Here is a 25,235-nt window from a genome sequence, read left to right as displayed (position 1 = left end):
CGTGACGCGCATCGAGAACCCGGTGACAATCCTCGCCTGAGGGGTACTGTTCCACTGATTGCAGTTCCAGCCGAGCGGGAGTGTCAATGAAGATTGCTGTCCGGCGCGAACCGATCGAGGGTGAGCGCCGCGTTGCGGCCACTCCCGCGGCGGTTGCGCAGTACGTTGCCGCGGGATACACGGTCACGGTCGAAAAAGGTGCGGGAGTCGCGGCCGGCTATGCCGATGCCGCGTACGGTGAGGCAGGCGCGACGCTTGCGGCGAGCATCCCGTTGAAAAGCGTCGATGTGCTGGTGCACGTGCGCCCGCTCGATGCGGCCACGATCGGCGCTCTGCCGAAGGGCGCCATGACGATCGGGTTCGCCTCGCCCGCGAGTGAGCTCGACGGCGTCGCGGCCCTCGCCGCTCGAGGGGTGACGGCGTTCTCGCTCGAGCTCATTCCGCGCATCTCGCGCGCACAGTCGATGGATGCCCTCACCTCACAAGCACTCGTCGCCGGCTACCGCTGCGTGCTCGAGGGCGCCATGCGGTTTCCGCGATTCTTACCCCTCTTCATGACGGCCGCTGGCACCATCCCGCCGGCGCGCGTGCTCGTGCTCGGCGCGGGCGTCGCGGGTCTGCAGGCCATTGCCACGGCCAAGCGCCTCGGCGCAAAGGTCTCGGCCTACGACGTGCGCTCGGCCTCGGCCGACGAAGTGCAGTCGATGGGCGGCACGTTCATTCACCTCGACCTCGATGCGGCGGCGGATGCGGCGGGCGGCTACGCGAAAGAACTCGCGGCCGATCGCGCCGACCGCCAGCGTGAGCTGCTCGCGCCGTACGTTGCCGACGCTGACCTCATCGTGACGACGGCGGCGATTCCCGGCCGCCCCGCCCCGCGCCTCGTGACGAAGCAGATGGTGCAAGGCATGGCGCCCGGCTCGATCATCGTCGACCTCGCGGCCGAGACCGGTGGCAACGTCGAGGGTGCCGTCGCGGGTGTCGACGTGACGGTTCCGGTCACGGGCGGGCACGTGACGATCGTTGGCATGAAAGATGCCGCGTCGACGATGCCGTTTGATGCCTCTCGCCTGCTCGGCCAGAACATCGCCAACCTCGTCGCCCTCATGACGCGTGAGGGTGCGCTCGTTCCCGACTTCGATGACGAGGTCGTTGCGGGCGCCTGCCTCACCCACGACGGGGTGGTGCGGCACGAGCCGACCGCCGCCGCAATCGCCGACCGAAAGGGCGCGAAGAAGTAATGGATGCCATCACTCTGCTGACATTTTTCGTGCTCGCGGTGTTCGTGGGCTTCGAGGTCGTCTCGAAGGTCTCGAGCACGCTGCACACGCCGCTCATGTCGGGGGCCAACGCCATCCACGGCATCATCCTCGTCGGAGCCGTGATCGTTGCGGGTCAGGCTGAGAGCATCCCCGTGCTCGTCGTGGCGCTCATCGCTGTGTTGCTCGCGACGGTGAACCTCGTGGGCGGATTCGTTGTCACCGACCGCATGCTCGAGATGTTCGGCGGCCGACGCGCGCCGGGCGCCGCTGCGACGAAAGAAGGCGCGAAGTGACCCTCCTGAGCCCTGAACTCACCGCGGTTCTCTACCTCGTCGCGGCGGTCTGTTTCATCCTCGCCCTCAAGGGTCTGAGCTCGCCGAAGTCGGCGCGTCGCGGCAACCTCATCGGCGCGTTCGGTGCGTTGCTGGCCATGGTCGTCGTGTTTCTCTCGACTGAGCTCGACAACATTCTTTTGATTCTTGGCGTCATTGCTCTCGGCACGGTCATCGCCGTTCCGGCTTCGCGGCTCGTCAAGATGACGCAGATGCCCCAGCTCGTCGCGCTTTTCAACGGTGTCGGCGGCGGCGCGGCCGCACTCGTCGCGATGCTCGAACTCACGCACGTCGACGGCCTCGGCAGCCTCATCGCCGTCGCCTTCACGGTGCTTGTCGGTGCGGTGTCGTTCGCCGGCTCGGCCATCACCTTTGCCAAGCTGCAAGAGCTCATGCCGACGCGGCCCATCGTTTTTCCGGGCGCACCCGTTGTGATCTCGCTCGTGGCTTTGGGCTCGCTCGCGAGCGCCGTGTGGCTTGTGCTGACGGGCGACCCGCTCGCGGCCTACGTGCTACTCGCGCTCGGAACGGCGCTCGGTGTGCTCGTCGTGCTGCCGGTCGGCGGCGCCGATGTGCCCATCGTCATCTCGCTGCTCAACGCGTTTACCGGCCTCACCGTGGCCGCCTCAGGACTCGTGCTCGGCAACACGCTGCTGCTGGTTGCGGGCACTCTCGTGGGAGCATCCGGAACCATACTCACGCGCGCCATGGCCTCAGCCATGGGACGCAGCGTGGTCGGCATCTTGTTCGGCGCATTCCGCGGCGGCTCGACCGCGGGCTCGACGGCCGTGAGTGATCGGCCGGTGCGCAGCTCGAGCGCTGAAGACGTGGCGATTCTGCTCGGCTACGCACAGCGGGTCATTGTGGTTCCGGGATACGGACTCGCGGTCGCGCAGGCCCAGCACACCATGGCCGAACTCGCGACGACCCTCGAGGCCAAGGGCATTGACGTGGTCTTCGGCATTCATCCCGTGGCCGGCCGCATGCCGGGGCACATGAACGTGTTGCTTGCCGAAGCGAACGTGCCCTACGAGGTGCTCGCCGAGATGGATGAGGTCAATCCGCAGTTCAAGAACTGCGACGTAGCGCTCGTCGTGGGTGCCAACGACGTCGTCAATCCGGCGGCCAAGACGAGCCCTGGCTCGCCCATCTATGGCATGCCGATTCTCGATGTGGCCTCGGCCCGCCAGGTGGTGTTTCTCAAGCGCTCGATGCGCCCGGGCTTTGCGGGCATCGAGAACGACCTGCTGTTTGAGCCGCAAACCACGCTGCTCTTCGGCGATGCCAAAGACTCGCTCACGAAGGTGCTGACGGCCGTCAAGAATCTCTAGGCGCCGAGACCGGGCTAGACCTTGTCGCGCCAGCTTCCCGTTGGCAGGTCGTCACCCTCGACGATCTCGATCTCGCTCGTGTCGAGCGGGGGCAGTGAAATCGTCTCGGTCGGTGGCGCAATCATCGTCGCTTCGTCGCGCCGGTGACGCAGCACCGTGTCGATGTAAGAACTAAGCGCTTCGGCGAGCGGAATCGCGCGGCCCTCGTCTTGCGAGCGGTACCAGCGGTGCTCGAGCAACTGGTGGAACATCTCGGGCGTCTCAAGCTTGCCGCGCAGGTCTTTGGGAATCGCGCGCACGACCGGCTCAAACACACGCACGAGCCACTCGTGCGCGACGACCTCTTCGTCTGCTTCCCGATCGGGATAGTTGGATGCCGCATACGAATCGAGGTCGTTGAGAAGGCGGCGGGCCTGGTTCTCTTCGGCATCGATGCCGGTCAGTCGAAGCAGACGACGCGTGTGGTGGCCCGCATCCACGACCTTCGGCCGAATGCGCACCTCGGTGCTGTCACCGTCGGTGGTGATCGAGAGCTCTTCGATGTCAAAACCGAGAGTGTTGAGCCGCTCGACGCGCTGGTTGATGCGCCAGCGCTCCGAACGGTCGAACGACTCCCACCCCGTGAGTTCTTTCCAGAGCGACCGATACGACTCGATGATGCCGTTGCTGGTTTCGATCGCATCGACGCTCTCGTCGAGTCGGCCACCCGCTTCGAGGTCGAGCAACTCACCAGCGATGTTCACGCGCGCGATCTCAAGGTCATTCTCACGCTGACCATTCGAGAGGCCGCCCTCGTAGAGCTGGCCCGTCTCGGCATCGACGAGATACGCGGCAAACGCGCCGGCGTCGCGGCGGAAGAGCGTGTTCGAGAGCGACACGTCGCCCCAGAAGAATCCGATGATGTGCAGGCGCACGAGCAGCAGGGCGAGGGCATCCACGAGGCGCGTCGCCGTGTCGGGGCGAAGTGTTTGGGAGTAGAGCGCCCGGTAGGGAAGAGAAAAGCGGAGGTGCCTCGTCACGAGCACGGGCATGAGCTGCTCACCGTCGGCCCCCACTCGACCCGTGATGACGGCAACGGGCTCGACGCAGGGGATGTCGAGTCGCTGCAGCGTGCGCAGCATGTCGTACTCGCGGCGAGCCATGTCTTCCGTGGTCTCTTTCACCGCGACAACGAAGTCGCTCATGTGCACGAAGCGCACGAGGTGACGGGAGATGCCCTTCGGCAGCGACGCGATCGAATCGTCGGGCCACAGCTCGAGCGGCAGTTGCCACGGCAAGTCGAGCAAGGCCGGGTCGGTAACGGCCGATGTGATCGAGAGCGAGGCGCTCATGCTTCGGGCTCCTTGGTGTCGGAAGAGACGGGATGCTCACGAAACGATAAGGGCGGGTGCGCTTCGTCAGCACTCCCGCCCTCATCGGTGGTTGTCATCGCGAACTAGCTCGCGATGCGCTCCTTGTTCAGGCGCAGGCCCGACGCGGTGTCAAACACGTGAACGTGCTTGGGCTCGGGGGTGATGTAAACCGTGTCGCCGCTGTGCGGGTGCACACGGCCGTCGACGCGCGCGACGATGTCGACGCGCTGGCCGGCAACCGCCGTGTGACCGTAGAGGTAGCCGTCAGCACCGAGTTCTTCGACGATGTCGACCGTGACCGCAAGGCCTTCGCCCGAGGTCTTGACGATCATGTCTTCGGGGCGAACGCCGACCGTGACGATCTTCTCGCTCGTCGCCGAGAGCACCTCGCGAGTCACCGGGGCGACGGTCGAGCCGAACGTCACACCGCCGTCAGCAACCTCTGCAGGGAACAGGTTCATCGCGGGCGAGCCGATGAAGCCGGCAACGAAAACGTTGTTCGGCGTCTCGTACAGGTCGCGAGGAGTACCCACCTGCTGCAGCACGCCACCCTTGAGCACCGCGATGCGGTCACCCATGGTCAGGGCCTCGGTCTGGTCGTGGGTGACGTAGACCGTGGTGACGCCGAGGCGGCGCTGCAGCGACGCGATCTGCGTACGCGTCTGCACGCGCAGCTTCGCGTCGAGGTTCGACAGGGGCTCATCCATGAGGAACACCTGGGGCTGGCGCACGATGGCGCGGCCCATGGCAACACGCTGACGCTGGCCACCCGAGAGCGCCTTCGGCTTGCGGTCGAGGTAGGGCTCAAGGTCGAGCAAACGAGCGGCCTCGAGCACGCGCGTGGCACGCTCGTCTTTGCTGACGCCGGCGATCTTGAGCGCGAAGCCCATGTTCTCGGCCACGGTCATGTGCGGGTAGAGAGCGTAGTTCTGGAACACCATTGCGATGTCGCGGTCTTTCGGCGGCACATCGGTGACGTTGCGGTCACCAATGAAGATGTTGCCGTCGTTGACCTCTTCGAGGCCCGCGAGCATGCGAAGCGAGGTTGACTTGCCGCAGCCCGAGGGGCCGACAAGAACGAGGAACTCACCGTCACCGACACTGAGGTCAAGTGCGTCGACGGCCGGAACCGTCGAGCCCGGGTAGAGCCGAGTGGCCTTATCAAAGGTCACAGTTGCCATGTTGATCTTCTCCTTCACCGGCAGGTACGTGCCGGACGATCCTTCGTGAATGGATATGCCGTAAGGCGAGACGGGCCTCATTGACCGCCGCCCTCAGTATGCCACCTCTTGATACGGCCTGCGTGCTCGCGACGTGGCGTATGCATAGGACTGCGTCGTACTATCGACAGAGGGCGCCGCGAGCGCCCTTCACCGTGTCCCGGGGGAATGCCCATCCTCCCGTCGAATGAGGGTTCATGAGCGACTACCGATCCGCGCACGCACGCCCGTCGAAGAACGAGCGTCGCGCTGAAGCGCGTGAGAAGGCGCGTCAGCTGCGTCAGCAGCACGAGAAGCGTGAACGACGCAACCGGATCTTGCTGCAGGGCGGAATAGCCCTGGCCGCCGTTGCCGTTGTGGCGATCATTGCCCTGGTTCTGGTGAACTCGGTACGCCCTGCTGGCCCTGGCCCACGCAACATGGCGAGCGATGGCATTCGTATTGGCGAAGGTTTCGTCGCGGTCACCACTCCCGCGTTGCCGGCCGACGCACGCCCGGTCGTCTCTGAAGCCAACGCCGCTGGTGTTGTCGACATCCAGATCGTTCTCGACTACTTGTGCCCCATCTGTGGCGAATTCGAAGCGACGAATGGCGAGTTCATTCGCACCCTTGTCGAATCCGGAGCCGCAACGATCGAATACCGCCCGATTGCGATCTTGACGAGCCGCTCTGCCGGAACTGAATACTCCTTGCGCGCAGCCAATGCAGCAGCGTGCGTGGCGAACTCTTCACCTGATTCCTTCTTTGAGTTCAACGAACGTCTGTTTGCCGAACAGCCCGACGAGGGAACGCCCGGACTCGACGACAGTCGGCTGATCGAGATTGCAGCCGCAGCCGGCGCGGGCTCGACGGTCATCGAAGAGTGCATTACTGAACGCACCTTTGAGTCGTGGGTCAAGGCGGTGACCGATCGAGCCCAAACGGGGCCACTCGCCATTCGCGACGCCGAGGTCGACCGCATCGAGGGAACGCCGACCGTTTTTGTGAACGGCCTGAAGTTCGAGTACACGTATCCCTTCGACCAGGGAGAGTTCGCGCAGTTCGTGTTGCAGGCGGCGGGTGACGAATTCTCGACCAACCCGACGCCAACTCCCACGCCCACTCCGACCCCGACGCCGTAGCCCCGGTAGTCTTAGCGAGGGCGCACAGCCCGGCCGGAAACGGTCAATGCCGACTTGGCGCAATTGGTAGCGCACCCGACTTGTAATCGGGCGGTTGCGGGTTCAAGTCCCGCAGTCGGCTCTCTGTCGCGACGCGATGCGTCGCGGGGTTCAAGTCCCCTAGTCGGCTCTCTGTCGCGACGCGATTTGTCGCTGTTCCCCTCAGACTCGCGGTGAACGCGGCCGCGCCCAGCGCGGCACGATGTGCCGCGCCCGCAGTCGGCTCTCTTTCGCGACGCGATGCGTCGTGAGCATTGCCCCACTTCGGGGGACGACTCCGCTGAACTCGGGGCTTTTGCCTTTCGACCCGTTCGCTTTTCGACTATGGCCACTTGGTGGCGCGGGGCCCTGAGGCATACCGTGAAGCCAGCAGCCGGGGGGCTGCCGAGGCACCTGTCTGAGGGGAGCGGCACATGTTGCACTCCGCGTTTGCCGCAACGGCACTGACCATGGTCATGGCCGTGACGTTTCCGTTCATGAATGGAATAGAGGGCGATCACGTTCCTCTCGAGGTGTCCGGCACGAGTAGCAATGTTGCTCTCATTTCGACCCGCGAGGCTTGGGCTGCGGTGCGAGACTCCACGATGCCCATTGGGAGCTATGTCGCCCACCAGACAGCGACGAACTCCGAGAACGACGGCGAAGCTACCTCGCCCGACAGCGGAGGGTCAGAACCGGGCGAGATCACGCCCGATGGGGAGACCTCCGGTGGTTCAACGTCTGGCGGGTCGACTTCGGGGGGCCCATCAACCGGCGGCACCTCTGGCGGGGGCACCACGGGTGGCGGTACCACGGGCGGGGGCACCTCGGGTGGGGGCACGACGTCGGGCGGGGGAACATCGCCCACTCCGAAGCCGACCACCTCGCCGAGCCCAACCACGTCTCCGAAGCCCACGCCAACGCCGAGCGCGCCCGCGCCGACCACGCCCCCCGCTCCGGTGTGTCCGGCAGCCATCAGCGGGTCGACGCCGGGAGCGCCGAGTCGCACCTCTCCGCTTGGCGTCACGGGTACGACCTCTGCTGACCTGCAGTCGTTCGCGCAAACGTTAAACGCCATCCGCGTTGCCAACTGTCTGCCGCCGGTGCCGTTCGGCAACATTCGATACGACTCGTGCATGGAAGACCGTCTGTTCTGGATGGCCGAAGACCCGAGCACAGATCCCATGAGCGCCTGGGGTCACATCGGTTCGGTTCGCAGCGACGGACTCGCGAGCGTCGGTTGCGATGGCAACTTGGCTGGCGGCTCGGGCAACACGGGTTCGACGGTGGCGCAGAAGTGGTGGGACTCGTCGAGTCACCGCGCATCGCTGTACAAGCCGACGTATACCGCGAGCACCGCGCGCGTCTGCATCTTGTTCTCGATGACTCACGGCGGTGTTCCGAACGAGCCGTACTCGTTCACGCGCGCTGCCGCTCGCTGGGTGAACTGTTAGGGATCGCCTCGGCGTGAATGAGTAGGCTGACGGCACCGGACGCCATGGCGGCGCCCGAAAAGGAGCCGTTCGTGAGCACTGCACTGCGGTGGGGCATTCTTGCCACCGGACACATCGCCCGAAGCTTCGTTCTCGATCTGCGTGATTCGGGGTTCACGGTGACCGCCGTCGGGTCGCGTGCGCCCGCCGCGGCTGACGCGTTTGCGGCGGAGTTCGGCATCCCGAATGCGCACGGTAGCTACGAACAACTCGCGGCCGACCCCGAGGTCGATGTCATTTACGTGGCGACGCCTCACCCGCAGCACATTGATGCCGCGCTTCTTGCGATCGATGCCGGAAAGCACGTGCTCATCGAGAAACCGTTCACGATCAATCGAACGGATGCGCAGCGCATCGCTGACCGCGCAGCAGAGCGTGGCGTCGTCGCGATGGAGGCAATGTGGACGCGGTTCTTGCCACACATGGTTCACCTTCGCGGTCTCCTCGAATCAGGGGCAATCGGCGAGGTGCGCACGGTCATGGCCGACCACACACAATCGCTCCCGACTCATCCTGAACACCGACTCCAGAACCCTCATCTCGGGGGTGGGGCACTTCTCGACCTGGGGGTGTACCCGGTGTCATTCGCGGTCGACGTGCTCGGGATTCCGTCGTCGATCGCTGCCCACGCGTCGATGACCGCGACGGGCGTGGATCGTCAGACCGCGATGATCTTTAGCTATGACGACGGCCGCCAAGCCGTTCTGCATTGCGCCCTCGACACCGCGGGCTCTAATCGGGCCGTTGTTCTCGGCACGACGGGAGCAATCGAGTTGGATCGCGTCTGGTACACACCGACGACGCTCACGCGCTACGACCGCGAGTGGAACGTTGTCGAGCGGTTCTCGGCCGACATAACGACGCGCGGAATGCAGTTTCAAGCGGCCGAGCTCGAAGCCCGTGTCGCGGGCGCGGCCCCGACCTCGTTGCCCATCGACGAGTCGGTCGCCATCATGGGGGTTCTCGATGAAGTGCGGTCGGTCATTGGACTGCGATACCCAGGCGAATAGCCGGTGGGCCCTCTCGATATCATGACTCCATGACCCACCCAGAGCAGCCGTTGAGTCGACGCGCCCTGCGTGATGCTCAATCGGCTAAGGGCAGGTCACGGTCTGCGTCGACGGATGCTGGCGCACGCGCGACCGCGCCGTCAGAGTCACCGCGCGGCATGGGGGCGTTCATCGCCCGACACCCCCGCGCTGTGCTGACGACCGCGCTCTCGGTAGGTTTCGTGCTCGTGGCGACGGGTGCTCTCTTTGCCGGAGTGGCGGTTGGTTCTGCGAGCGCGAACGCGCCCGAGACCATCGTGACGGCGACCCCCACGCCCGACCCGCGCGAGCTTCCGATCTCGATCGCAGCCCCGAGCCGTTTGCGCACCTGTTCGATCGATGCTCTCGCTCGCGATGAACGCCTGACGACGCTCTTTGGGTCGGTCATTAATGCCACGACCGGTGAAGTGCTCTTTGATCGACAGGCTGCCGTTCCGGCGCGCACGGCCAGCGTCTTGAAGGTGCTCACCGCCGCTGTGGCGCTGTCGGCCTTGGGGCCGGAGTACCGCCTCACGACACGGGTCGTTCCCGGGTCGAGCCCGGGAACTGTTGTGCTGGTGGGCGGCGGAGATGCGACCTTAAGTCGCTTGCCCGCCGGTCAAGAAAGTGTCTATCGAGGCGCGCCCAAGCTCTCGGATCTCGCCGCGCAAACCGTCGCCGCCTACGCTGCCGCGAATCCGGATGCCCCCGGGATCACGCAGGTCGTTCTCGACTCGAACTTTTGGAGCACCGCCGACAAGTGGGACTCGTCGTGGGCGCGCAGCGAGCAGACCATCGGGTACCACTCAGAGGTCACCGCACTGCAGGTTGATGGCGACCGCCAAGATCCGCGCCAGCTCACGAGCCCGCGGTCGACCGATCCTGTCGCGCGTGCCGGTGCCGAGTTTGCTGCCGCACTCGCTGCTGCGGGCAACCCCGCTGGCGTGCCCACGTGGACGACCGGCTCTGCCGTCAGCACGACTGTTCTCGCTCAAGTGCAGTCGCAGCCCGTCAAGACGCTCATTTCACAAATGCTTCCCAACAGCGACAACACTCTCGCTGAGATGCTTGCCCGGGTGTCATCAAAGGCGATCGGGCTCAACGGCTCGGCTGCCTCGCTCAATCAAACGTTCACCGGGGTGCTCAACATCTACGGCGTGCCCACGACGGGTCTCAGCATTCGTGACGGCTCCGGCTTGAGCGAACTCAACGCTGTGCCGGCGCAGTACGTTGCTCAGCTGTTTGCCGTCATCAACGGTGCGGGGCAGAATCTCGAACTCATCACGGGAGCCCTGCCCGTCGCGGGAGTCAGCGGCAGCTTGTCTGGTCGCTTCACTGGCGCGAATGCCGTTGCTCGGGGTCAGGTCTTTGCCAAGACTGGCTGGATCGACAGTTCGTATTCGCTCGCGGGCATCGTGCGCGCGGCAGACGGCTCGGTGCTCACTTTCGCGTTCTATGCAATTCGTGACGGCATTGGTTCTAGTGCCAAAGAAGCCCTCGACACCCTGACGACCGGGGTGTTCACGTGCGGCGACAATCTCTCGAACAACTGACGTATTCGGCATCGGAGGCAGCAATGGCGCGTGCGCTCGTGATCATCGACGTGCAGAACGACTTCACCGAGGGGGGTGCCCTCGGAGTCGAGGGGGGCGCGGCCGTGGCCGCTGCGATCACGGAACACGTGCGCGAGCATCCCGATGATTATGCGGTCGTGATCGCATCGCGTGACTGGCACGACCCTGACAACGACAACGGAGGGCACTTTGCGGCGCACGGCAACCCTGACTTCGTCTCGACCTGGCCGCCGCACTGCATGGCAGGCACCGACGGTGCCGAGTATCACCCGGCGATCGACACCGGCCTGATTGACATTCACGTGCGTAAAGGCCAAGGGGTACCGGCCTATTCGATCTTCGAAGGCACGACCGACGACGGCCGCGGCATTGTGGCGGCCCTCGATGAACTCGGCATCACCGATGTCGATGTCGTCGGTATCGCGACGGACTATTGCGTGCGCGCTTCGGCTCTGGATGCCCTGGCGGCCGGTCGCCGCGTGCGCGTGTTGACGCACCTCGTTGCGGGAGTTGCCCCCGCATCCAGTGCCGGCGCACTCGACGAGCTCTCGGCGGCAGGTGTCACTCTCGTCGGCGCCGAGTAGGCGGGACTACACGAGCAACTGGTGTTTCGCGAGGTCGCGGTAGAGCGGCGTCGACGCCACGAGTTCGCTGTGGGTGCCGACTCCCACGACCGTGCCGTGGTCGAGCACGACGATTTGGTCGCTGTCGACGACGGTCGAGAGTCGGTGCGCGATGACGATGAGAGTGCGGTTCTCGGCCACCGCGTCGATGGCCTCGCGCATGCGTTGCTCGTTGAGGCCGTCGAGTGATGATGTCGACTCGTCGAGCAGCAGAATGGGCGGCGCCGCCAACAAGGCTCGTGCGATGGCGAGGCGCTGACGCTCGCCGCCTGACAACATCACGCCGTCTTCGCCCACGTGCGCATCCAGACCCCGCTCATCACGCTCGAGCACATCGATGAGGTTGACGGCGCGAAGCACCGCCACACACTCGTCGTCGGTGGCATCGGGGGTTGAGAGTCGCAGGTTCTCGCCGATCGTGCCGGCGAGCACGGGTGCGTCTTGTTCGACGTAGCCGATCTGTGCTCGCAAGGCGGTGCGATCGAGAGCGCGAATGTCGACGCCGCCGAGGCGAACGACGCCGCCAGTCGGGTCGTAGAACCGCTCGATGAGCGCGAGAATCGTGCTCTTGCCGGCACCCGACAGCCCGACGAGCGCTGTGCGCTTGCCGCGCGGCGCCGAAAAGGTGACGCCGCGCAACACGGTGCGATCGATCTCGGGGGTGGTAGCCGTGGCAACTCGACCCGCGAGATGTTCTGTCTCAACGAGCTCAGCAACCTGGTTCGTGACCTGTTCGAGCACGGTGCCTTCGGGGTAACTAAACGCGACGTTCTCGAACGTCACGGCGTCGTCGGTCTCGATGGCGTCGGCCGGAACAATGTCGGCATCGCCGTCGGTCTCGCTCGGCAGCCCGACAATTTCTTGAATGCGGCCGAGGGCGCCCAGCGCCTGGTTGACCGAGTTGATCGCGCCGAAGGCTTGCCCGAGCGGCATGATCATCATGAACAGAAACAAGATGAACGACACGAGGCTCGCGATCGTGATGGCCTCGCTCGCGACGCGGAACCCGCCCACGCCGAGCACCACGAGCAGGGCGACCTGCAGGGCGATGCCGGCAATGGGCACAACGAGCGCCGAGATCTTGGCCACCGCGATACCCATGCGCCACGCGCCTTCGGCATCTTTCTCGACCGACGCGATTTCGCGGTCGGTGGCGTTGGATGCTCGCACCGTGCGCACCGCGCTCAACGATCGCTCGACTGAGGCGGCGAGGTCGCCCACCTTCTCTTGCTGTTTGCGGCTAGCGACCCGAATGCGGCCCGAGAGCGTCACGACCGTGACCACGGCGATGCCAATGACGGCCAGGGTGAGCCCGAGTAGCACGGCATCGATGATGAGCATGGCGATGAGCGCGCCCACGAAGACGAGCGCTCCACCGACGGCGTCGACGAGCCCTTGGGTGATGACGGCGTAGAGCAGTGTGGTGTCCGACCCCACGCGCGAGACCAGGTCGCCGGTGCGCCGCGTGTCGAACTCGCTGATGGGCAGGCGAAGCATGCGGCGCACGAGCTGACGGCGTGCACTGAGCACGACCGAGGTGCCGGTGCGCTGCAGCAAATAGTGCTGAAATCCGCTGAGCACGGCAGACGCGACCACAAGGCCGACCAAGACCCAGACCAGTGAACCGAGCGGGTCTCCTGCTTGCACGACCGTGATGACCTGGCTGACGAGCACGGGCTGGGCGAGCGATGCCGCGGCCGCCAGAATGCTCAGCACGACGACCACGCTCAGGATGCGGCGGTGCTCGGCGAGGTAGGGCCACAGTTGGGCAAATGTCGCGCGAGGTCCGTCATCGGGCGTACGCGAGAACCGGGAGCGTGGGGTCGGTGCGGGAAGCGTCATGGTGCTTCCAGTCTCGTCCACAAGACCCGCGCAGAACTAGGCCACGGGTACTGTTTCGCTACGAGCGTGAGGCGCCCCGTTGTCGCGCTTAGATCGTCGGATTCCCGACCTGGCAGCGCTCGTCGTCGATGAGGTCAATCCACTCAGCCGAGCCGCCATTGAGGGCCTTGCCGGCATCGGTCACGGTGTAGGCGCACTCCGAGAGCACGATGCCCGCAGCGGCTGCGGATTGGCCCGCGACGTAGACGCCCGAGAAGCCCCACATGTGGTTGGCCCACCGGGTGAACTGCCCCGCTGCCGAGACGTCATCGGTGTCGCCCTCGAGCCCGACGACCATGACTCCTGATCCGGGAGCGTCGAGGTGCTTATCGGTGCGGCAGTGTGGCGTCGCCGGATCGACCATGTCGTCGTCGAGCACGGCTCCGTCGGCGGCGATGTTGACATCGGTGGCGAGCGGATAGAAGAAGAGGCGACGGTTCGTGGGCCACGCTGTGCCGGGTCGTTCGACCGCCTCGATGTCGACGCTCGCGAATGTCCACAGCTGATCGGCGTACACGCTGTCGTCAGTGCCACCGCCGCATGAGTCGGTCATGAGGGCGGCGGCCGCTGCCGACGCCGGGTCGTCGAACGCCGTGGGACGGTGAACGGTCATGGTGAGGTCGAGCACAGCACCGTTGTCAGCTGTAGCGACCGCCGAGACGACGAGGAGCACATCTTCGGCCAGAGCTTCGGCCGTGGGCGACGGCTCGGCCGATGCCGGCGAACTCGGTGACTCACTGGCAACCGGGGTGCCGGGCTCAGCGGGAGGCGTGCATCCGGCGAGGGCGAGAAGAATGATGGTCGCTGCGCTCATCAGCACGGGAGTCCGCTTCATGGGCGCAAGCATAGAACTCCCTGTGCGCCGTGTCACTCACACGCTGTGCCGCGTCACTCGTCGGGTTTAGGCTCGGGTACCGTGCCCACCCCAGTAATCACAGCGACTGCTCTCACCAAGACCTACGGCGACTTCACGGCCGTCAATGCGATCGACTTCGAGGTCGCTCCGGGCGAATCGTTCGGACTGCTCGGCCCGAACGGTGCGGGCAAGTCGACCACGATGCGCATGGTCGGGGCGGTGTCAACGCGCACGAGTGGCAGCTTGAGCATCCTGGGCCTCGATCCGAACGATCACGGGCCCGATATTCGCTCGCAACTCGGCGTGGTTCCGCAGCAAGACAACCTCGATCAAGAACTGCGCGTGCGTGACAATCTGCTCGTCTATGGGCGCTACTTCGGTTTGCCGCGCGCGGTGGTCGCCGAGCGGGAGGATGCCCTGCTCGAGTTCGCCCAACTGACCGACCGCAAGAAGGCAAAGGTCGACGACCTCTCCGGCGGCATGAAGCGCCGCCTGACGATCGCGCGCGCTCTCATCAACGAGCCGCGCATCTTGCTGCTCGACGAGCCAACGACGGGCCTCGACCCGCAAGCGCGGCACATCTTGTGGGACCGTCTGTTCCGGCTCAAGGAACAGGGCACGACCCTCGTGCTCACGACGCATTACATGGACGAAGCCGAGCAACTGTGTGACCGTCTCGTCGTCGTCGACAAGGGCCAGATCATGGCGGAGGGTTCGCCCTCTTCGCTCATTCGTGAGTACTCCAGTCGCGAGGTGCTCGAGGTGCGCTTCGGTAGCGATAAGAATGCCGAGGCTGCCGAGCGCATGGCCGGGGTGGGCGAGCGCCTCGAGGTGCTGCCCGACCGCATCCTCGTCTATAGCGACAACGGCGAGGCGGCCCTCGAAGCCGTGACGCACCTCGGGCTCGAGCCCATCACGTCGCTCGTGCGCCGTTCGAGTCTGGAAGACGTGTTTCTGCGCCTCACCGGGCGGAGCCTCATCGAATGACCGCACTCGACCACACGCAGCAACCGGACGCCGTGCATCCGGATGCTCAGCGCGCGCTCACCGCGGGCATCGCCCCGCGCCGCTGGGGCTCGTGGTACGTCGCCGAGCACCGACTTCGTGGCATGCAGGGCTACCTTCCCGACGCGATCTTTCAGAGCTTTGGCAACCCACTGATCTACTTGTTCGCCCTCGGGGTGGGCCTCGCGAGCCTCGTGCCGCAGGGAGTGGGGGGCGTTAGCTACCTGCAGTTCGTCGCTCCCGCGCTCATGGCAACCGCCGCAATGACCGTTGCGGCGAGCGAGACGAGCTACCCGATCATGGCGGGTTTCAAGTGGAACCCGATCTTTTTCGCCATGAACGCCGCCCCGATCACGCCCGCGCAGATCGTCAACGGCACGATGATTCAGCTCGCGATCCGCATCGTCGCGACGGTCACCATTTACTTCGGCATCATCGTGCTCTTCGGTGCCGTGCCCTCGCCCGCCGGTTGGCTGGCGATCATCGCCGCGAGCCTCACGGGCATGGCGGTCGGCGCCGCGCAGGCGGCCTACACCTCGACGATCACTGAAGACAAGGGGCAGATGGCGCTCTTGCAGCGATTCGCCATCACGCCGCTCTTCTTGTTCTCGGGCACCTTCTTTCCGCTCGAACAGTTGCCGCTGTGGCTGCAGCCGCTCGGCTGGGCATCACCGCTCTGGCACGGCACCGAGCTCGGGCGCGTTTTCAGCTACGGCCTGGAGGAGCCCCTGTGGCTGACGGTCACCCACGTGGGGTACCTCGTCACCCTCTTCGCCATCGCCCTCTGGGCGACGCACCGCCACTTCGCGCGGAGGCTCAACAAATGACCACCACGACCTCGACCGAGCAGGCTTTAGCCCCGCGCCGCAGTGCGCTGTATGCCGGCAACACGCGCGCGGTCATCCACCGCGGCTTTCTCGCGACGCGCAGCACGAACGGACTCGTCGTGCTCAGCGGTTTCTTCGAGCCGGTGTTCTACTTGCTCTCGCTCGGCATCGGCTTCGGTGCACTCGTCGGCACCGTGCAGACCTCGACCGGCCAAGAGGTGCCCTACGCAGCCTTCATTGCACCGGCACTCCTCGCCGTCTCGGCCATGAACGGCGCGGTCTACGACTCGACGTGGAACGTCTTCTTCAAGCTCAATTACTCGCGGCTGTATCACGGGATGCTCGCCACGTCGCTCGGCCCGCTCGACGTCGCCCTCGGCGAGATCTTCTTGGCCCTGCTTCGCGGCGCGATGTACGCCGTCGGCTTCATGGTGATCATGCAGGCCTTCGGCCTGAATCTCGCGTGGACGGCGCTGCTCGCCCTGCCGGCCGTGCTGCTCATCGCCTTCGGCTTCGCCAGCCTCGGCATGGCGATCACGAGCTACATGAAGACGTTCAACCAGATGGACTGGATCGCCTTCATCATGCTGCCGATGTTCTTGTTCTCGGCAACGTTCTACCCGATCACCGTGTATCCCGAGGCGATCCAGTGGGTCATTCAGGCGTTGCCTCTCTGGCACGGCGTCGAGCTCGTGCGCGGCCTGACGACCGGCGCTCTGTCACCCATCATGCTCGTGCACGTCGGCTACTACCTCGCGATGATCGCGATCGGGCTGGTCTTTACGACGAGCCGACTGCGCGCGCTGTTCTTGAAGTAGCGACTAGCGCACCGACTTCACGGGCAGAACGGCGAGTCCACCGAGCACCGCGACCACGGCCGAGGCGATAAAGAGACCGACAAAGCCTCCCGTGGCGGCAACCACCATCGCGCCCAGCAGCGGCCCAAACGCTTGCGGCACGGCGAGAGCCACGTTCATGATTCCGAGGTCTTTGCCGCGCGTGTGACGGTCGGGCAACACTTGCGTCGCCAAGGCCTGGTCGACGGCCATGAAGCTGCCGTAGCCGATGCCGAGGAACCCTGCGGCAACGAGCGCCACCGAGAAGTCGGGAACCAGCGCCAAGAGCAAGGCGGCGAGTGCTTGCAGATAGGCGGCGACATACACGAACGCTTTGCGCTGCCGGAGGCGGTCGCTTACGCGGCCGAAAATCAGAGCTGAGCCGGTGAAGAACACCAGGTAGATGAGCGTGAGAACGAGAAGGTCGTCTTCGGCTGTGTCGCCTCGGTTGAGGCCATAGAGCAAGAAGTAGAGCAGCAGGGTCGTGCCGAGTGCGTTGCCCAGATTGACGAGCACGCGGCTGACGAGCGTCCACGCGAAGTCGGGGTGCTTGCGCGGGCTGATCCAGAGACCCGTGATGAGCATCCGCGGCCGAAACGGAGGGCGCAAGACGGCGGGGAGCACTTCGTCGCGCGTCAGCAGCAAGAAGGGCAGCACGAGCACGATGAGAAGCGCGGCGACAAGCAGGTAGCCCTGAATCAAGCTGAGGCCAAGAAAAACGACGAGCACGATGCCCAAGAGGGTGCCCACGGCTTGCGGCGCCGAGACCCATCCCGAGACAAACCCGCGCTGCTCGACGGGCACTTGGTCGGCAATCGTCGCCGTGATGGCGGCCGATGCCATGCAGAATCCGCTGATGGCGAGCGACCAGCAAATGCCGATGCCCACGAGGCTGGACTGCAGGCCGAGCGCGACGAGTGCGCACGCGAAGATGAGTGTGCCCGCGGCGATCCACGGCTTGCGTCGACCGAAGCGCGAGGTGGTGCGGTCGCTCAAGGCGCCCGTGAGCGGAAAAACGATCAGCGCGCACACGCCCGCGATGGCTGAGATGATGCCGAAGGCGACGACGCTCTCGGTCCAGTCGGTCGTCGTCAGCAGGGCATCGATCTCTTGCGGCAACAACAGCTGAATCGGCGTGAGTTGCGCCATCCAGATTCCCAGCCACGCCATGGCGAAGACTGCGATCCACGCGGCGCTCACGCGACGGGTCGGCTCGGCGAAGGGATTGAAGCCAGAAGGAGTTTGGGGTGAGCTCACACGCGCCAGATTACTGGGGCAAACGGCTCTGACGTGCGCCGCGCCCCGAACAGGGGGTGTGCCGCCCTTAGGCGCGAATGGCCTGCAGCACGCGCGCGGTCGCGAGCGCCGCTTCGGCGGCCTCGGCGCCCTTGTCTTCGATCGATCCAGGAAGCCCCGCGCGATCGATTCCCTGCTGCTCGTTCTCGAGCGTCAGCACCCCGAAACCCACGGGCTTGCCCGTGTCGAGAGCGACGCGCGTCAGGCCATCCGTCGCGGCCGAGCTCACGTATTCGAAGTGCGGCGTGCCGCCCCGAATGATGACTCCGAGAGCGACTACCGCGTCGGCTCCCGCCTCGAGGGCAGCCTTGCTCACGACGGGCAATTCGAATGAGCCGGGCACGGCGTATTCGACGATCGTGGCTCCGGATGCCTCGAGCACACGCCGCGCGCCTGCCTTCAGCCCCTCGCTAATCACTGTGTGCCACTGGCCCGCCACGATGGCGACCGTGAGGCCCGTGCCGTCGACGGAGAGAGTGGGGGATCCTGCGCCGCTCATGCGGTCTTCCCTTCGATGGTGGCGAAAACGGGGGCACTGGTGATGCTGTCGGGCAAGCGGTGACCCATGCGGTCGCGCTTGGCCGAGAGGTAGCCCTCGTTGTCGTCGCCGACGCCGACGACGAGCGGAACGAGAGCGCTCACCTCGACACCGTACTGCGTCAGCTGGCGCTGCTTCTCGGGGTTGTTGCTGAGCAAGCGCACGCGCGAAACGCCAAGGTCGCGCAACATGTCACTGGCGGCCTCATAGTCGCGCGCGTCGGCCGGTAGCCCCAGGGCCAAGTTGGCGTCGAGCGTGTCGTAGCCGTCTTCTTGCAAGCGGTAGGCCTTGAGCTTGTTGATGAGCCCGATGCCGCGCCCTTCGTGTCCGCGCATGTAGAGCACAGCCCCACCCTGGCGCTGGATAACGTCGAGTGCGGCGTCGAGCTGGGGGCCGCACTCGCACTTGAGCGAGCCGAACGCCTCACCCGTGAGGCACTCGGAGTGCACGCGCACGATCATGTCGTCGTGGGGCATCCCACTCACGATCGCCACGTGGTCGGCGCCGGTCTTGCGGTCACGATACGCGCGCATCGAGAACGGTCCGTGGGTCGTCGGAACCGTCGTGGCCACCTCAAACGTCACGCTGCTCGCGCGGTCGACGACGCGCGACGGTGATGCCGCGGCGAAGTCTTCACCCGACTCGAGGTAGGCGATGAGGTCGACGATCGTGATGACGACGACACCTTCTTGCTCGCCAAAACGAATGAGCTCGGGCAGGCGCATCATGTCGCCGTCGTCGGCAACGACCTCGCCGATGGCCGCGACCGGGCGCAAGCCCGCGAGGTGCATGAGTTCGACGGCCGCCTCGGTGTGGCCGGCGCGTTCACGAACGCCGCCATCGACCGCGCGCAGCGGGAGCACGTGGCCAGGGCGAATCAGGCTCGTGGGTGTCGAGGCAGGGTTGGCGAGGGTGCGGAGGGTGTGGGTGCGATCACCCGCGCTGATGCCCGTCGTGATGCGTTCGGCCGCATCGACCGTGATCGTGTATGCCGTGCGCCGCGGGTCTTGGTTGTCGCTCACCATGAGTGGCAAGTCGAGCGCGTCAGCGATCTCATTGGTCATGGGTGCGCACAAGAAGCCACTCGTGTGGCGAATCGTCCACGCGATCCACGCGGGCGTTGCGAGTTCGGCCGAGATGATGACGTCGCCCTCGTTCTCGCGGCCCTCATCGTCGGCGACGAGCACGGGCTTGCCCTCGCGCAAGGCGGCGAGCGCCTGGGGGATTGTTCCGATGCTCATGACTCGGTCCTTCCGTCGGTTGCGCCGAAGCGCACCAGTCGCGCCACGTGGCGGGCGAGAATGTCGGTTTCGATGTTGGCGGTGTCGCCGACCTGCTTGCGGCCGAGCGTGGTAACGGCGAGGGTTTCGGGAATCAGCGAGACCTCGAACCAGTCGTCGCCGGCCGCGCTCACCGTGAGGCTCACGCCATCGACGGCGATCGAGCCTTTGTCAACCACGAGCGGAGCATGCACGGCGTCGAGCGAAAACCGCAGCACGCGCCAGGCGTCTTGCTGCCGCACCTCGAGCACCGTCGTGGTGCCGTCGATGTGGCCCTGAACGATGTGCCCGCCGAGGCGGTCGCCGACGGATGCCGCGCGCTCAAGATTGACGGGCTCGCCCTCGACCCAGGTGCCGATCGTGCTCATCGCGAGGGTTTGGCCCATGACATCGGCGGTAAACCAGTCGTCGCCCTGCTCGACCACGGTGAGGCACACGCCATTCACCGAAATGGAGTCGCCGTGGGCGGCGTCACTCACGACGAGCGGCCCGCGCACGGTGAGTCTGCCCGCGTCGCCGCGGGGCTCCCAGCGCACCATGGCGCCGAGTTCTTCGATCAATCCGGTAAACATCGTTTAGTCCTCAGGGGTGGGTTGGTAGGGGCGGGCGACGACGAGCAGGTCGTCGCCGAGCGATTCGATGTGGTGGATGCGCAGCGCCAGCGCCTCGCTCATGGTGGTGACCCCCAGGTCGTCGATGGCCGTCTTCGGCCCGCCGAGCAGCAGGGGAGCGAGGTACACGAGTACGTCGTCGACGAGTCCCTCGCGCAGAAAGGCGCTCGCGAGAGTGGGGCCGCCCTCCACGTACAAGCGTCGGATTCCTCGCTCATACAACTCGCTCAGGCCCGCGCCGAGGTCGCGGTGGCCGAGTTCGATGAGTCCGGCAGGGTGCTGCCGTAGCCGGGCATCCGTCGGTACCGGGGTGGTTCCGAACACGACCGGAATAGGCTGGTGCGGCAGCAGTTCGCCGCCGTCGCCGCGCGCGGTCAGGGTGGGGTCGTCGGCGAGAACGGTGCCCGTGCCGACGGCGATGGCGTCGTGCGCGGCGCGCTGCTCGTGCACGCGCTGGCGAGCCGCCGTGCCAGTGATCCACTGGCTCGTACCGTCGGCCGCAGCGGCGCGGCCGTCGAGCGTCGAAGCCCACTTGACCGTGACGAACGGGCGCCCGAGCCGCACGCTTGTGAGCCAGGGCCGCAGCAGCTCGTGAGCCTCATCGGCGAGCACGCCGCCCGTGACCTCGATGCCCGCGGCGCGCAGCCGGTCAGCACCTCCGACCGCGATCGGGTTGGGGTCGTCGAGTGCGTAGACCACGCGAGCGACACCGGCATCGATGAGCGCCTGCGCACACGGGCCGGTGCGACCCGTGTGATTGCAGGGCTCGAGCGTGACGATGGCGGTGAGGCCTGCCGCGCTGTCGACGTGCGAGAGAGCATCCACTTCGGCGTGGTTGGTGCCGACGCCGCGGTGCCAGCCTTCGGCAACAATGGCGCCCGACTCGTCGAGCAGCACGCACCCCACCTGCGGGTTCTCGCCGACTGCGGGGCCGTGGGTCGCGAGGCTGAGGGCGCGTCGCATCGCCGCGACGAGAGTCTCGTCGGCGTGCGGTGCGGTGCTGGTCATCGGGGTTCCTTCAGAGTCAGGAACGCATCCGGGGTCGCGCGCACGGCATGCTGCCGCTCGCGTGTTCCTCCCATCCGGACTTTCACCGTCGGCACCGGAATTCCACCGGTTCAACCGCTCTCGAGTTGCCTCGATGGCGGGTCGCGGGCTTTCACCGCCGGCTCGGATTTTCACCGACCCCGGAACACGTACTTGGTATCAGAGTAGTCAACCGCTCTGAAGCCTCACTATTCCCGACCCTTGGCTGGGAATCGCTCGGGTGTTTGGTGAGTGGTACTAGGGGGCGACGGATGCCCGCATTCGTTCTGGGAGCACGCACAGATGTGCAGCGCATGTCAGACTGCCGCCATGCCCGCGAGCGACCCCGAGACCGCGAAGACCGCTGCCGCGCTCACGGCTGCGCAGCGCTACTACATGCAAGACCTCACGATGGAGGCGATCGCCGCCGAGTTGGGCACGTCGCGTTCGTCGGTGTCACGGTTGCTGTCGTTCGCCCGCGAGTCGGGGCTCGTCGACATTCAGATTCGCTCGCCGTTCGATCGCGGGCTCGATATCGAGCAGGCGATTCTGGCCCGGCACCGCGTGGTTGCCCACGTGGTCCCCATGCCCGAGTCGATCAGCGATGTGGATCGACTCGAGCGCGTGGCGATGACCGCGGGCCGACTGCTCGGCCGCTTCGTCGACGCGAACATGGTCGTTGGTGTGGCGTGGGGGTCTACGCTCGGAGCGCTCAGCCGCCATCTTGTGAAGAAGCCGACGCACAACTCGGTGATCGTGCAGATGAACGGCGCCGGCAACATGCAGACCACCGGAATCGACTATGCCAGCGAGATTCTGCACCGTTTTGGCGAGGCCTACACCGCCCAAGTGCAGCAGTTTCCGGTTCCGGCGTTCTTCGACGACCCCGCGACGCGCGAGGCGCTCTGGCGCGAACGCAGCACGCGGCGGCTTCTTGAGATTCACGGGCGCATGGACGTCGCCGTGTTCGGGCTCGGCTCGCCCTTCGCCGAAGTGCCCAGCCAGGTCTATATCGGTGGCTACCTCGACGCCGCTGACTATCGCAGCTTGAGTGCTGACGGCGTCGTGGGAGACGTGGCCACGGTGTTCTTTCGCGGCGACGGAACCTCGGACGGCATCGCGCTCAACGCCCGGGCCTCCGGCCCCGGACTCGACCGTTTGCGCCGCGTTGCTCGACGGGTCTGCATCGTGTCGGGAGTGCAAAAACTGTCGAGCCTGCGCGGAGCGCTTGCCGGGGGTCTGATCACCGATCTTGTGCTTGATGAGAGTCTCGCGACCGCACTGGTCGCCGACGAGAGCGGGGCACCCGCGCGCTGAGAGTCGGTGCCGGCGTGACGGTGTGCACGTTTGTGCAGCGGGGTTGGCACATTGGGCAAACCGTCGCAGGATGGACCCGGCGACAACAGCCGGTGTCGTCGAGCCCCCATCGTCAGAATGGTCAGCATCCCGATGCCTGCACGCACCTCTTCGTCGTCCGTTCGCGCCACCGTGGAGGCCCTGCGCGCTCGCCCCGAGTGCGAGGTGCTCATCATCGGGGCAGGCATCAACGGCATCGCGACGTTCCGTGACCTCGCGCTCAACGGCGTAGACGTCGTGCTCGTCGACCGCGATGACTATGTGGCCGGAGCCTCGTCGGGCTCGTCGCACATGATTCACGGCGGTATTCGCTATCTCGAGAACGGCGAGTTCCGCCTCGTCAACGAGTCGGTGCACGAGCGCAATGCCCTGCTGCGGTTGGCCCCGCACTACGTGCGGCCGCTGCCAACGACGATTCCGATCTTCTCGACCTTCTCGAGCCTGCTCGCAGCGCCGTTGCGTTTCATGGGCGTGAAGACGAAGGGCCGCAAAGAGCGCGGCGCGCTCATCATCAAGGTTGGCCTGACGATTTACGACATCTTCTCGCGCGATGGTGGACGAGTGCCGCGCCACCAGTTCCGCGGCGCGAAGGCCTCACGCGCGCTGCTGCCCGCGCTGCGCCGCGACGTCAAGTGGACGGCGACGTACTACGACGCGTCGATGCACGACCCCGAGCGGCTCGCCCTCGACGTGCTGATGGACGGTGTTGCCGAGGGCGACCGTGCGCGAGCATCCAACTACGTCGAAGCGGTGGGCATGGGCGCTGACGGCGCGGTGACCCTACGCGACGCGGTCACGGGTGACGCTTTCGACCTGCGCGCGCGCGTGGTCGTCAACGCCTCAGGCCCCTGGACCGACCTCACCAACGCAGCCCTCGGCGAGGCCACACAGTTCATGGGCGGCACGAAGGGCTCGCACATCGTCGTCGATCACCCCGAGCTGCTCGCAGCATGCAACGGTCGCGAGATCTTCTTTGAGTTCTCGGATGGCCGCATCGTGTTGATCTATCCCCTCAAGGGTCGCGTGCTCATCGGCACGACCGACATTGCGCACGACATGGCCGAGCCGATTCGGTGCACCGAGGCCGAGGTCGACTACTTCATCGAGGTGGTCAAGTACGTCTTTCCGAGCATCCCGGTCGACCGGTCGCACATCGTCTTCCGCTTCTCGGGCGTGCGGCCCCTGCCGCGGCAGGATGCCGCCTCGAACGCGCAAATCAGTCGCGACTACCGCGTCGAAGAGGGTGAGCGCGGCGGCGTGCCCGTGTTGAGCCTCGTCGGCGGCAAGTGGACGACCTTCCGGGCGCTCGGCGAACAACTGGGCGGGCGCGTGCTCGCGCTGCTCGGACGCTCGCGCACGGTCAGCACCGACGGCCGGCTCATCGGCGGAGCGGTCGGGTATCCGACGACGCCCGAGACACGTGCCGAGTGGCTTGCTGCGCACGGCGCGACCGTGGGCGCCGATCGTGCGGCCGAGCTGCTCGAGCGCTACGGCACGAGCGCTGAGGCGATCATCCGTCGCAGTGTGGCGACCTCGGATGCGCCCCTCGCCGCCGCGCCCGACTACTCGCGCGCCGAACTGCGGCACCTCGTCGAGACCGAGCAAGTCGTTCGACTCGTAGACGTGCTGCTGCGGCGCACGTCGCTCGCCTTCCGCGGGCTCGTCACCGATGCCCTGCTGCTCGAGCTCGCCGAATTGCTCGCCGACTCGCTCGGTTGGGATGCGAAGCGTCGCGCCCAGGAGGTCGACGATGCCAGGCTGTACCTCGCCGACCGGCACGGAATCACGCTCGACAGCGCACCGTCGCGCTCTCGCAGAAAGGGCTGAGCCATGAGCCACATCGTTGCGATCGATCAGGGCACCACGAGCACGCGTGCCGTGATTGTTGACCACCACGGCGCGATCGTCGCTGTGGGGCAGCACCCGCACGAACAGATTTTTCCCAAGGCGGGGTGGGTCGAGCACGACCCGCTCGAGATCTGGCACAACACGCAAGAGGTCGTCGGCCAGGCGCTCGGCAAGGCGGGAATCACGCGTCACGAGGTCGCCGCGATCGGCATCACGAACCAGCGCGAGACCGCCGTCGTGTGGGATCGCGCGACGGGCCAGCCCATCTACAACGCGATCGTGTGGCAAGACACGCGAACGCAAGACCTCGTTGATGCGCTTGCCGCCGACGGTGGCGTGCGGCGCTTCGCCGACATCACCGGCCTGCCCCTCGCCACCTATTTCAGTGCCACCAAGATCGCGTGGATTCTTGACCACGTCGAGGGTGCCCGTGCGCGCGCCGAAGCCGGCGAACTGCTCTTCGGCACGATCGACACCTGGCTGCTCTGGAACCTCACGGGAGGCGTCACCGGCGGCGTGCA

The 25,235-nt window shown here is 65.9% G+C and carries 24 protein-coding genes, 1 tRNA gene and 1 riboswitch; of the genes, 15 read left to right on the top strand and 10 right to left on the bottom strand.

From position 1 onward, the window contains the following. Positions 1 to 86: 86 nt before the first annotated feature. From SFU54_RS00955 to SFU54_RS00945, 3 genes are read left to right on the top strand one after another with little or no spacing between them, the layout of a single operon-like run. On the top strand, positions 87 to 1,241 hold the full coding sequence (locus SFU54_RS00955; protein ID WP_319014448.1) for a Re/Si-specific NAD(P)(+) transhydrogenase subunit alpha: 1,155 nt from the start codon (positions 87 to 89) through the stop codon (positions 1,239 to 1,241). Beyond that, positions 1,241 to 1,555 carry an NAD(P) transhydrogenase subunit alpha gene (locus SFU54_RS00950; protein ID WP_319014447.1) on the top strand — a complete coding sequence of 105 codons (315 nt, stop codon included), beginning with the start codon at positions 1,241 to 1,243 and terminating at the stop codon, positions 1,553 to 1,555. The genes SFU54_RS00955 and SFU54_RS00950 overlap by 1 nt, the downstream gene beginning before the upstream one ends. Further along, complete coding sequence (locus SFU54_RS00945) at positions 1,552 to 2,925, top strand: NAD(P)(+) transhydrogenase (Re/Si-specific) subunit beta (RefSeq protein ID WP_319014446.1); 1,374 nt, start codon at positions 1,552 to 1,554, stop codon at positions 2,923 to 2,925. Before SFU54_RS00950 ends, SFU54_RS00945 begins: the two co-directional genes overlap by 4 nt. A 14-nt stretch (positions 2,926 to 2,939) precedes the next feature. Here SFU54_RS00945 and SFU54_RS00940 read toward each other — a convergent pair whose 3' ends face one another. Both SFU54_RS00940 and SFU54_RS00935 read right to left on the bottom strand, forming a co-directional pair. Next, entirely contained in the window at positions 2,940 to 4,256 is a 1,317-nt protein-coding gene (locus SFU54_RS00940) for a DUF4032 domain-containing protein (RefSeq protein WP_319014445.1), read from the bottom strand. Positions 4,257 to 4,360: 104 nt separating this feature from the next. Further along, positions 4,361 to 5,458, bottom strand: a complete 1,098-nt coding sequence (locus tag SFU54_RS00935; RefSeq protein ID WP_319014444.1) for a sn-glycerol-3-phosphate ABC transporter ATP-binding protein UgpC — start codon at positions 5,456 to 5,458, stop codon at positions 4,361 to 4,363. 236 nt (positions 5,459 to 5,694) lie between these two features. Here SFU54_RS00935 and SFU54_RS00930 point away from each other — a divergent pair, with 236 nt between their 5' ends. Both SFU54_RS00930 and SFU54_RS00925 read left to right on the top strand, forming a co-directional pair. After that, positions 5,695 to 6,618 carry a DsbA family protein gene (locus SFU54_RS00930; protein ID WP_319014443.1) on the top strand — a complete coding sequence of 308 codons (924 nt, stop codon included), beginning with the start codon at positions 5,695 to 5,697 and terminating at the stop codon, positions 6,616 to 6,618. A gap of 48 nt (positions 6,619 to 6,666) precedes the next feature. Next, positions 6,667 to 6,739 (top strand) — tRNA-Thr (locus tag SFU54_RS00925). 516 nt (positions 6,740 to 7,255) lie between these two features. Here SFU54_RS00925 and SFU54_RS00920 read toward each other — a convergent pair. Beyond that, positions 7,256 to 7,663, bottom strand: a complete 408-nt coding sequence (locus SFU54_RS00920) for a hypothetical protein (RefSeq protein WP_319014442.1) — start codon at positions 7,661 to 7,663, stop codon at positions 7,256 to 7,258. 109 nt (positions 7,664 to 7,772) lie between these two features. On the opposite strand from SFU54_RS00920, the gene SFU54_RS00915 reads away from it, so the two are divergent. The 4 genes from SFU54_RS00915 (at position 7,773) to SFU54_RS00900 (ending at position 11,315) form a co-directional block, all read left to right on the top strand. Next, complete coding sequence (locus tag SFU54_RS00915; protein WP_319014441.1) at positions 7,773 to 8,090, top strand: hypothetical protein; 318 nt, start codon at positions 7,773 to 7,775, stop codon at positions 8,088 to 8,090. 71 nt (positions 8,091 to 8,161) lie between these two features. Next, the gene (locus SFU54_RS00910; protein WP_319014440.1) at positions 8,162 to 9,139 is read left to right on the top strand and encodes a Gfo/Idh/MocA family oxidoreductase; all 978 of its coding nucleotides are present in this window, start codon (positions 8,162 to 8,164) and stop codon (positions 9,137 to 9,139) included. 29 nt (positions 9,140 to 9,168) lie between these two features. After that, complete coding sequence (gene dacB / locus SFU54_RS00905) at positions 9,169 to 10,710, top strand: D-alanyl-D-alanine carboxypeptidase/D-alanyl-D-alanine-endopeptidase (protein WP_319014439.1); 1,542 nt, start codon at positions 9,169 to 9,171, stop codon at positions 10,708 to 10,710. Positions 10,711 to 10,733: 23 nt separating this feature from the next. After that, positions 10,734 to 11,315, top strand: a complete 582-nt coding sequence (locus SFU54_RS00900; RefSeq protein ID WP_319014438.1) for an isochorismatase family protein — start codon at positions 10,734 to 10,736, stop codon at positions 11,313 to 11,315. Positions 11,316 to 11,321: 6 nt separating this feature from the next. On the opposite strand, the gene SFU54_RS00895 is transcribed toward SFU54_RS00900, so the two are convergent. Both SFU54_RS00895 and SFU54_RS00890 read right to left on the bottom strand, forming a co-directional pair. Then, positions 11,322 to 13,196, bottom strand: coding sequence for an ABC transporter ATP-binding protein (locus SFU54_RS00895; RefSeq protein ID WP_319014437.1), 1,875 nt, complete (start codon positions 13,194 to 13,196; stop codon positions 11,322 to 11,324). A gap of 88 nt (positions 13,197 to 13,284) precedes the next feature. Further along, on the bottom strand, positions 13,285 to 14,070 hold the full coding sequence (locus SFU54_RS00890; RefSeq protein WP_319014436.1) for a hypothetical protein: 786 nt from the start codon (positions 14,068 to 14,070) through the stop codon (positions 13,285 to 13,287). An 81-nt stretch (positions 14,071 to 14,151) separates the two neighbouring features. Here SFU54_RS00890 and SFU54_RS00885 point away from each other — a divergent pair, with 81 nt between their 5' ends. The 3 genes from SFU54_RS00885 to SFU54_RS00875 are packed head-to-tail and all read left to right on the top strand — an operon-like array spanning position 14,152 to position 16,741. Continuing rightward, positions 14,152 to 15,078: an ABC transporter ATP-binding protein gene (locus tag SFU54_RS00885; protein ID WP_319014435.1), complete on the top strand. Its 927-nt coding sequence runs from the start codon at positions 14,152 to 14,154 to the stop codon at positions 15,076 to 15,078. Further along, positions 15,075 to 15,923: an ABC transporter permease gene (locus SFU54_RS00880; RefSeq protein WP_319014434.1), complete on the top strand. Its 849-nt coding sequence runs from the start codon at positions 15,075 to 15,077 to the stop codon at positions 15,921 to 15,923. Before SFU54_RS00885 ends, SFU54_RS00880 begins: the two co-directional genes overlap by 4 nt. After that, positions 15,920 to 16,741, top strand: coding sequence for an ABC transporter permease (locus SFU54_RS00875; RefSeq protein ID WP_319014433.1), 822 nt, complete (start codon positions 15,920 to 15,922; stop codon positions 16,739 to 16,741). Before SFU54_RS00880 ends, SFU54_RS00875 begins: the two co-directional genes overlap by 4 nt. A gap of 3 nt (positions 16,742 to 16,744) precedes the next feature. Here SFU54_RS00875 and SFU54_RS00870 read toward each other — a convergent pair whose 3' ends face one another. From SFU54_RS00870 to ribD, 5 genes are all read right to left on the bottom strand, one after another. Continuing rightward, a complete protein-coding gene (locus SFU54_RS00870; RefSeq protein ID WP_319014432.1) occupies positions 16,745 to 18,016 on the bottom strand; it encodes an MFS transporter in 1,272 nt (423 codons plus the stop codon). Between the two features lie 67 nt (positions 18,017 to 18,083). Further along, positions 18,084 to 18,554, bottom strand: a complete 471-nt coding sequence (ribH, locus tag SFU54_RS00865; RefSeq protein ID WP_319014431.1) for a 6,7-dimethyl-8-ribityllumazine synthase — start codon at positions 18,552 to 18,554, stop codon at positions 18,084 to 18,086. Further along, positions 18,551 to 19,834, bottom strand: coding sequence for a 3,4-dihydroxy-2-butanone-4-phosphate synthase (gene ribB / locus SFU54_RS00860; RefSeq protein ID WP_319014430.1), 1,284 nt, complete (start codon positions 19,832 to 19,834; stop codon positions 18,551 to 18,553). Before ribB ends, ribH begins: the two co-directional genes overlap by 4 nt. Beyond that, on the bottom strand, positions 19,831 to 20,445 hold the full coding sequence (locus SFU54_RS00855) for a riboflavin synthase (RefSeq protein ID WP_319014429.1): 615 nt from the start codon (positions 20,443 to 20,445) through the stop codon (positions 19,831 to 19,833). Before SFU54_RS00855 ends, ribB begins: the two co-directional genes overlap by 4 nt. Before the next feature lie 3 nt (positions 20,446 to 20,448). Next, on the bottom strand, positions 20,449 to 21,492 hold the full coding sequence (gene ribD, locus SFU54_RS00850; protein WP_319014428.1) for a bifunctional diaminohydroxyphosphoribosylaminopyrimidine deaminase/5-amino-6-(5-phosphoribosylamino)uracil reductase RibD: 1,044 nt from the start codon (positions 21,490 to 21,492) through the stop codon (positions 20,449 to 20,451). A 58-nt stretch (positions 21,493 to 21,550) separates the two neighbouring features. Further along, a riboswitch (FMN riboswitch) is annotated at positions 21,551 to 21,683 on the bottom strand. Positions 21,684 to 21,840: 157 nt separating this feature from the next. Here ribD and SFU54_RS00845 point away from each other — a divergent pair. The 3 genes from SFU54_RS00845 to SFU54_RS00835 all read left to right on the top strand — a co-directional run. Next, the gene (locus SFU54_RS00845; RefSeq protein WP_319014427.1) at positions 21,841 to 22,827 is read left to right on the top strand and encodes a sugar-binding transcriptional regulator; all 987 of its coding nucleotides are present in this window, start codon (positions 21,841 to 21,843) and stop codon (positions 22,825 to 22,827) included. A gap of 132 nt (positions 22,828 to 22,959) precedes the next feature. Then, entirely contained in the window at positions 22,960 to 24,693 is a 1,734-nt protein-coding gene (locus SFU54_RS00840) for a glycerol-3-phosphate dehydrogenase/oxidase (protein ID WP_319014426.1), read from the top strand. 3 nt (positions 24,694 to 24,696) lie between these two features. Continuing rightward, positions 24,697 to 25,235, top strand: a 539-nt coding sequence (locus tag SFU54_RS00835) for an FGGY family carbohydrate kinase (protein WP_319014425.1), incomplete at its 3' end; no start/stop codon positions are given.

It is taken from the genome of Microcella sp., assembly GCF_033763155.1.
Lineage (GTDB): Bacteria > Actinomycetota > Actinomycetes > Actinomycetales > Microbacteriaceae > Microcella.
The sequence above is the reverse complement of the archived record's forward strand: the minus strand, read 5'-3'. Positions and strand labels throughout refer to the sequence as shown.

Coding starts and splice junctions, on each gene's coding strand:
- SFU54_RS00955 (WP_319014448.1), top strand. CDS start 87: ATGAAGATTGCTGTCCGGCGCGAACCGATCGAGGGTGAGCGCCGCGTT.
- SFU54_RS00950 (WP_319014447.1), top strand. CDS start 1,241: ATGGATGCCATCACTCTGCTGACATTTTTCGTGCTCGCGGTGTTCGTG.
- SFU54_RS00940 (WP_319014445.1), bottom strand. CDS start 4,256: ATGAGCGCCTCGCTCTCGATCACATCGGCCGTTACCGACCCGGCCTTG.
- SFU54_RS00935 (WP_319014444.1), bottom strand. CDS start 5,458: ATGGCAACTGTGACCTTTGATAAGGCCACTCGGCTCTACCCGGGCTCG.
- SFU54_RS00930 (WP_319014443.1), top strand. CDS start 5,695: ATGAGCGACTACCGATCCGCGCACGCACGCCCGTCGAAGAACGAGCGT.
- SFU54_RS00915 (WP_319014441.1), top strand. CDS start 7,773: ATGGAAGACCGTCTGTTCTGGATGGCCGAAGACCCGAGCACAGATCCC.
- dacB (WP_319014439.1), top strand. CDS start 9,169: ATGACCCACCCAGAGCAGCCGTTGAGTCGACGCGCCCTGCGTGATGCT.
- SFU54_RS00900 (WP_319014438.1), top strand. CDS start 10,734: ATGGCGCGTGCGCTCGTGATCATCGACGTGCAGAACGACTTCACCGAG.
- SFU54_RS00895 (WP_319014437.1), bottom strand. CDS start 13,196: ATGACGCTTCCCGCACCGACCCCACGCTCCCGGTTCTCGCGTACGCCC.
- SFU54_RS00890 (WP_319014436.1), bottom strand. CDS start 14,070: ATGAAGCGGACTCCCGTGCTGATGAGCGCAGCGACCATCATTCTTCTC.
- SFU54_RS00880 (WP_319014434.1), top strand. CDS start 15,075: ATGACCGCACTCGACCACACGCAGCAACCGGACGCCGTGCATCCGGAT.
- SFU54_RS00875 (WP_319014433.1), top strand. CDS start 15,920: ATGACCACCACGACCTCGACCGAGCAGGCTTTAGCCCCGCGCCGCAGT.
- ribH (WP_319014431.1), bottom strand. CDS start 18,554: ATGAGCGGCGCAGGATCCCCCACTCTCTCCGTCGACGGCACGGGCCTC.
- ribB (WP_319014430.1), bottom strand. CDS start 19,834: ATGAGCATCGGAACAATCCCCCAGGCGCTCGCCGCCTTGCGCGAGGGC.
- SFU54_RS00855 (WP_319014429.1), bottom strand. CDS start 20,445: ATGTTTACCGGATTGATCGAAGAACTCGGCGCCATGGTGCGCTGGGAG.
- ribD (WP_319014428.1), bottom strand. CDS start 21,492: ATGACCAGCACCGCACCGCACGCCGACGAGACTCTCGTCGCGGCGATG.
- SFU54_RS00845 (WP_319014427.1), top strand. CDS start 21,841: ATGCCCGCGAGCGACCCCGAGACCGCGAAGACCGCTGCCGCGCTCACG.
- SFU54_RS00840 (WP_319014426.1), top strand. CDS start 22,960: ATGCCTGCACGCACCTCTTCGTCGTCCGTTCGCGCCACCGTGGAGGCC.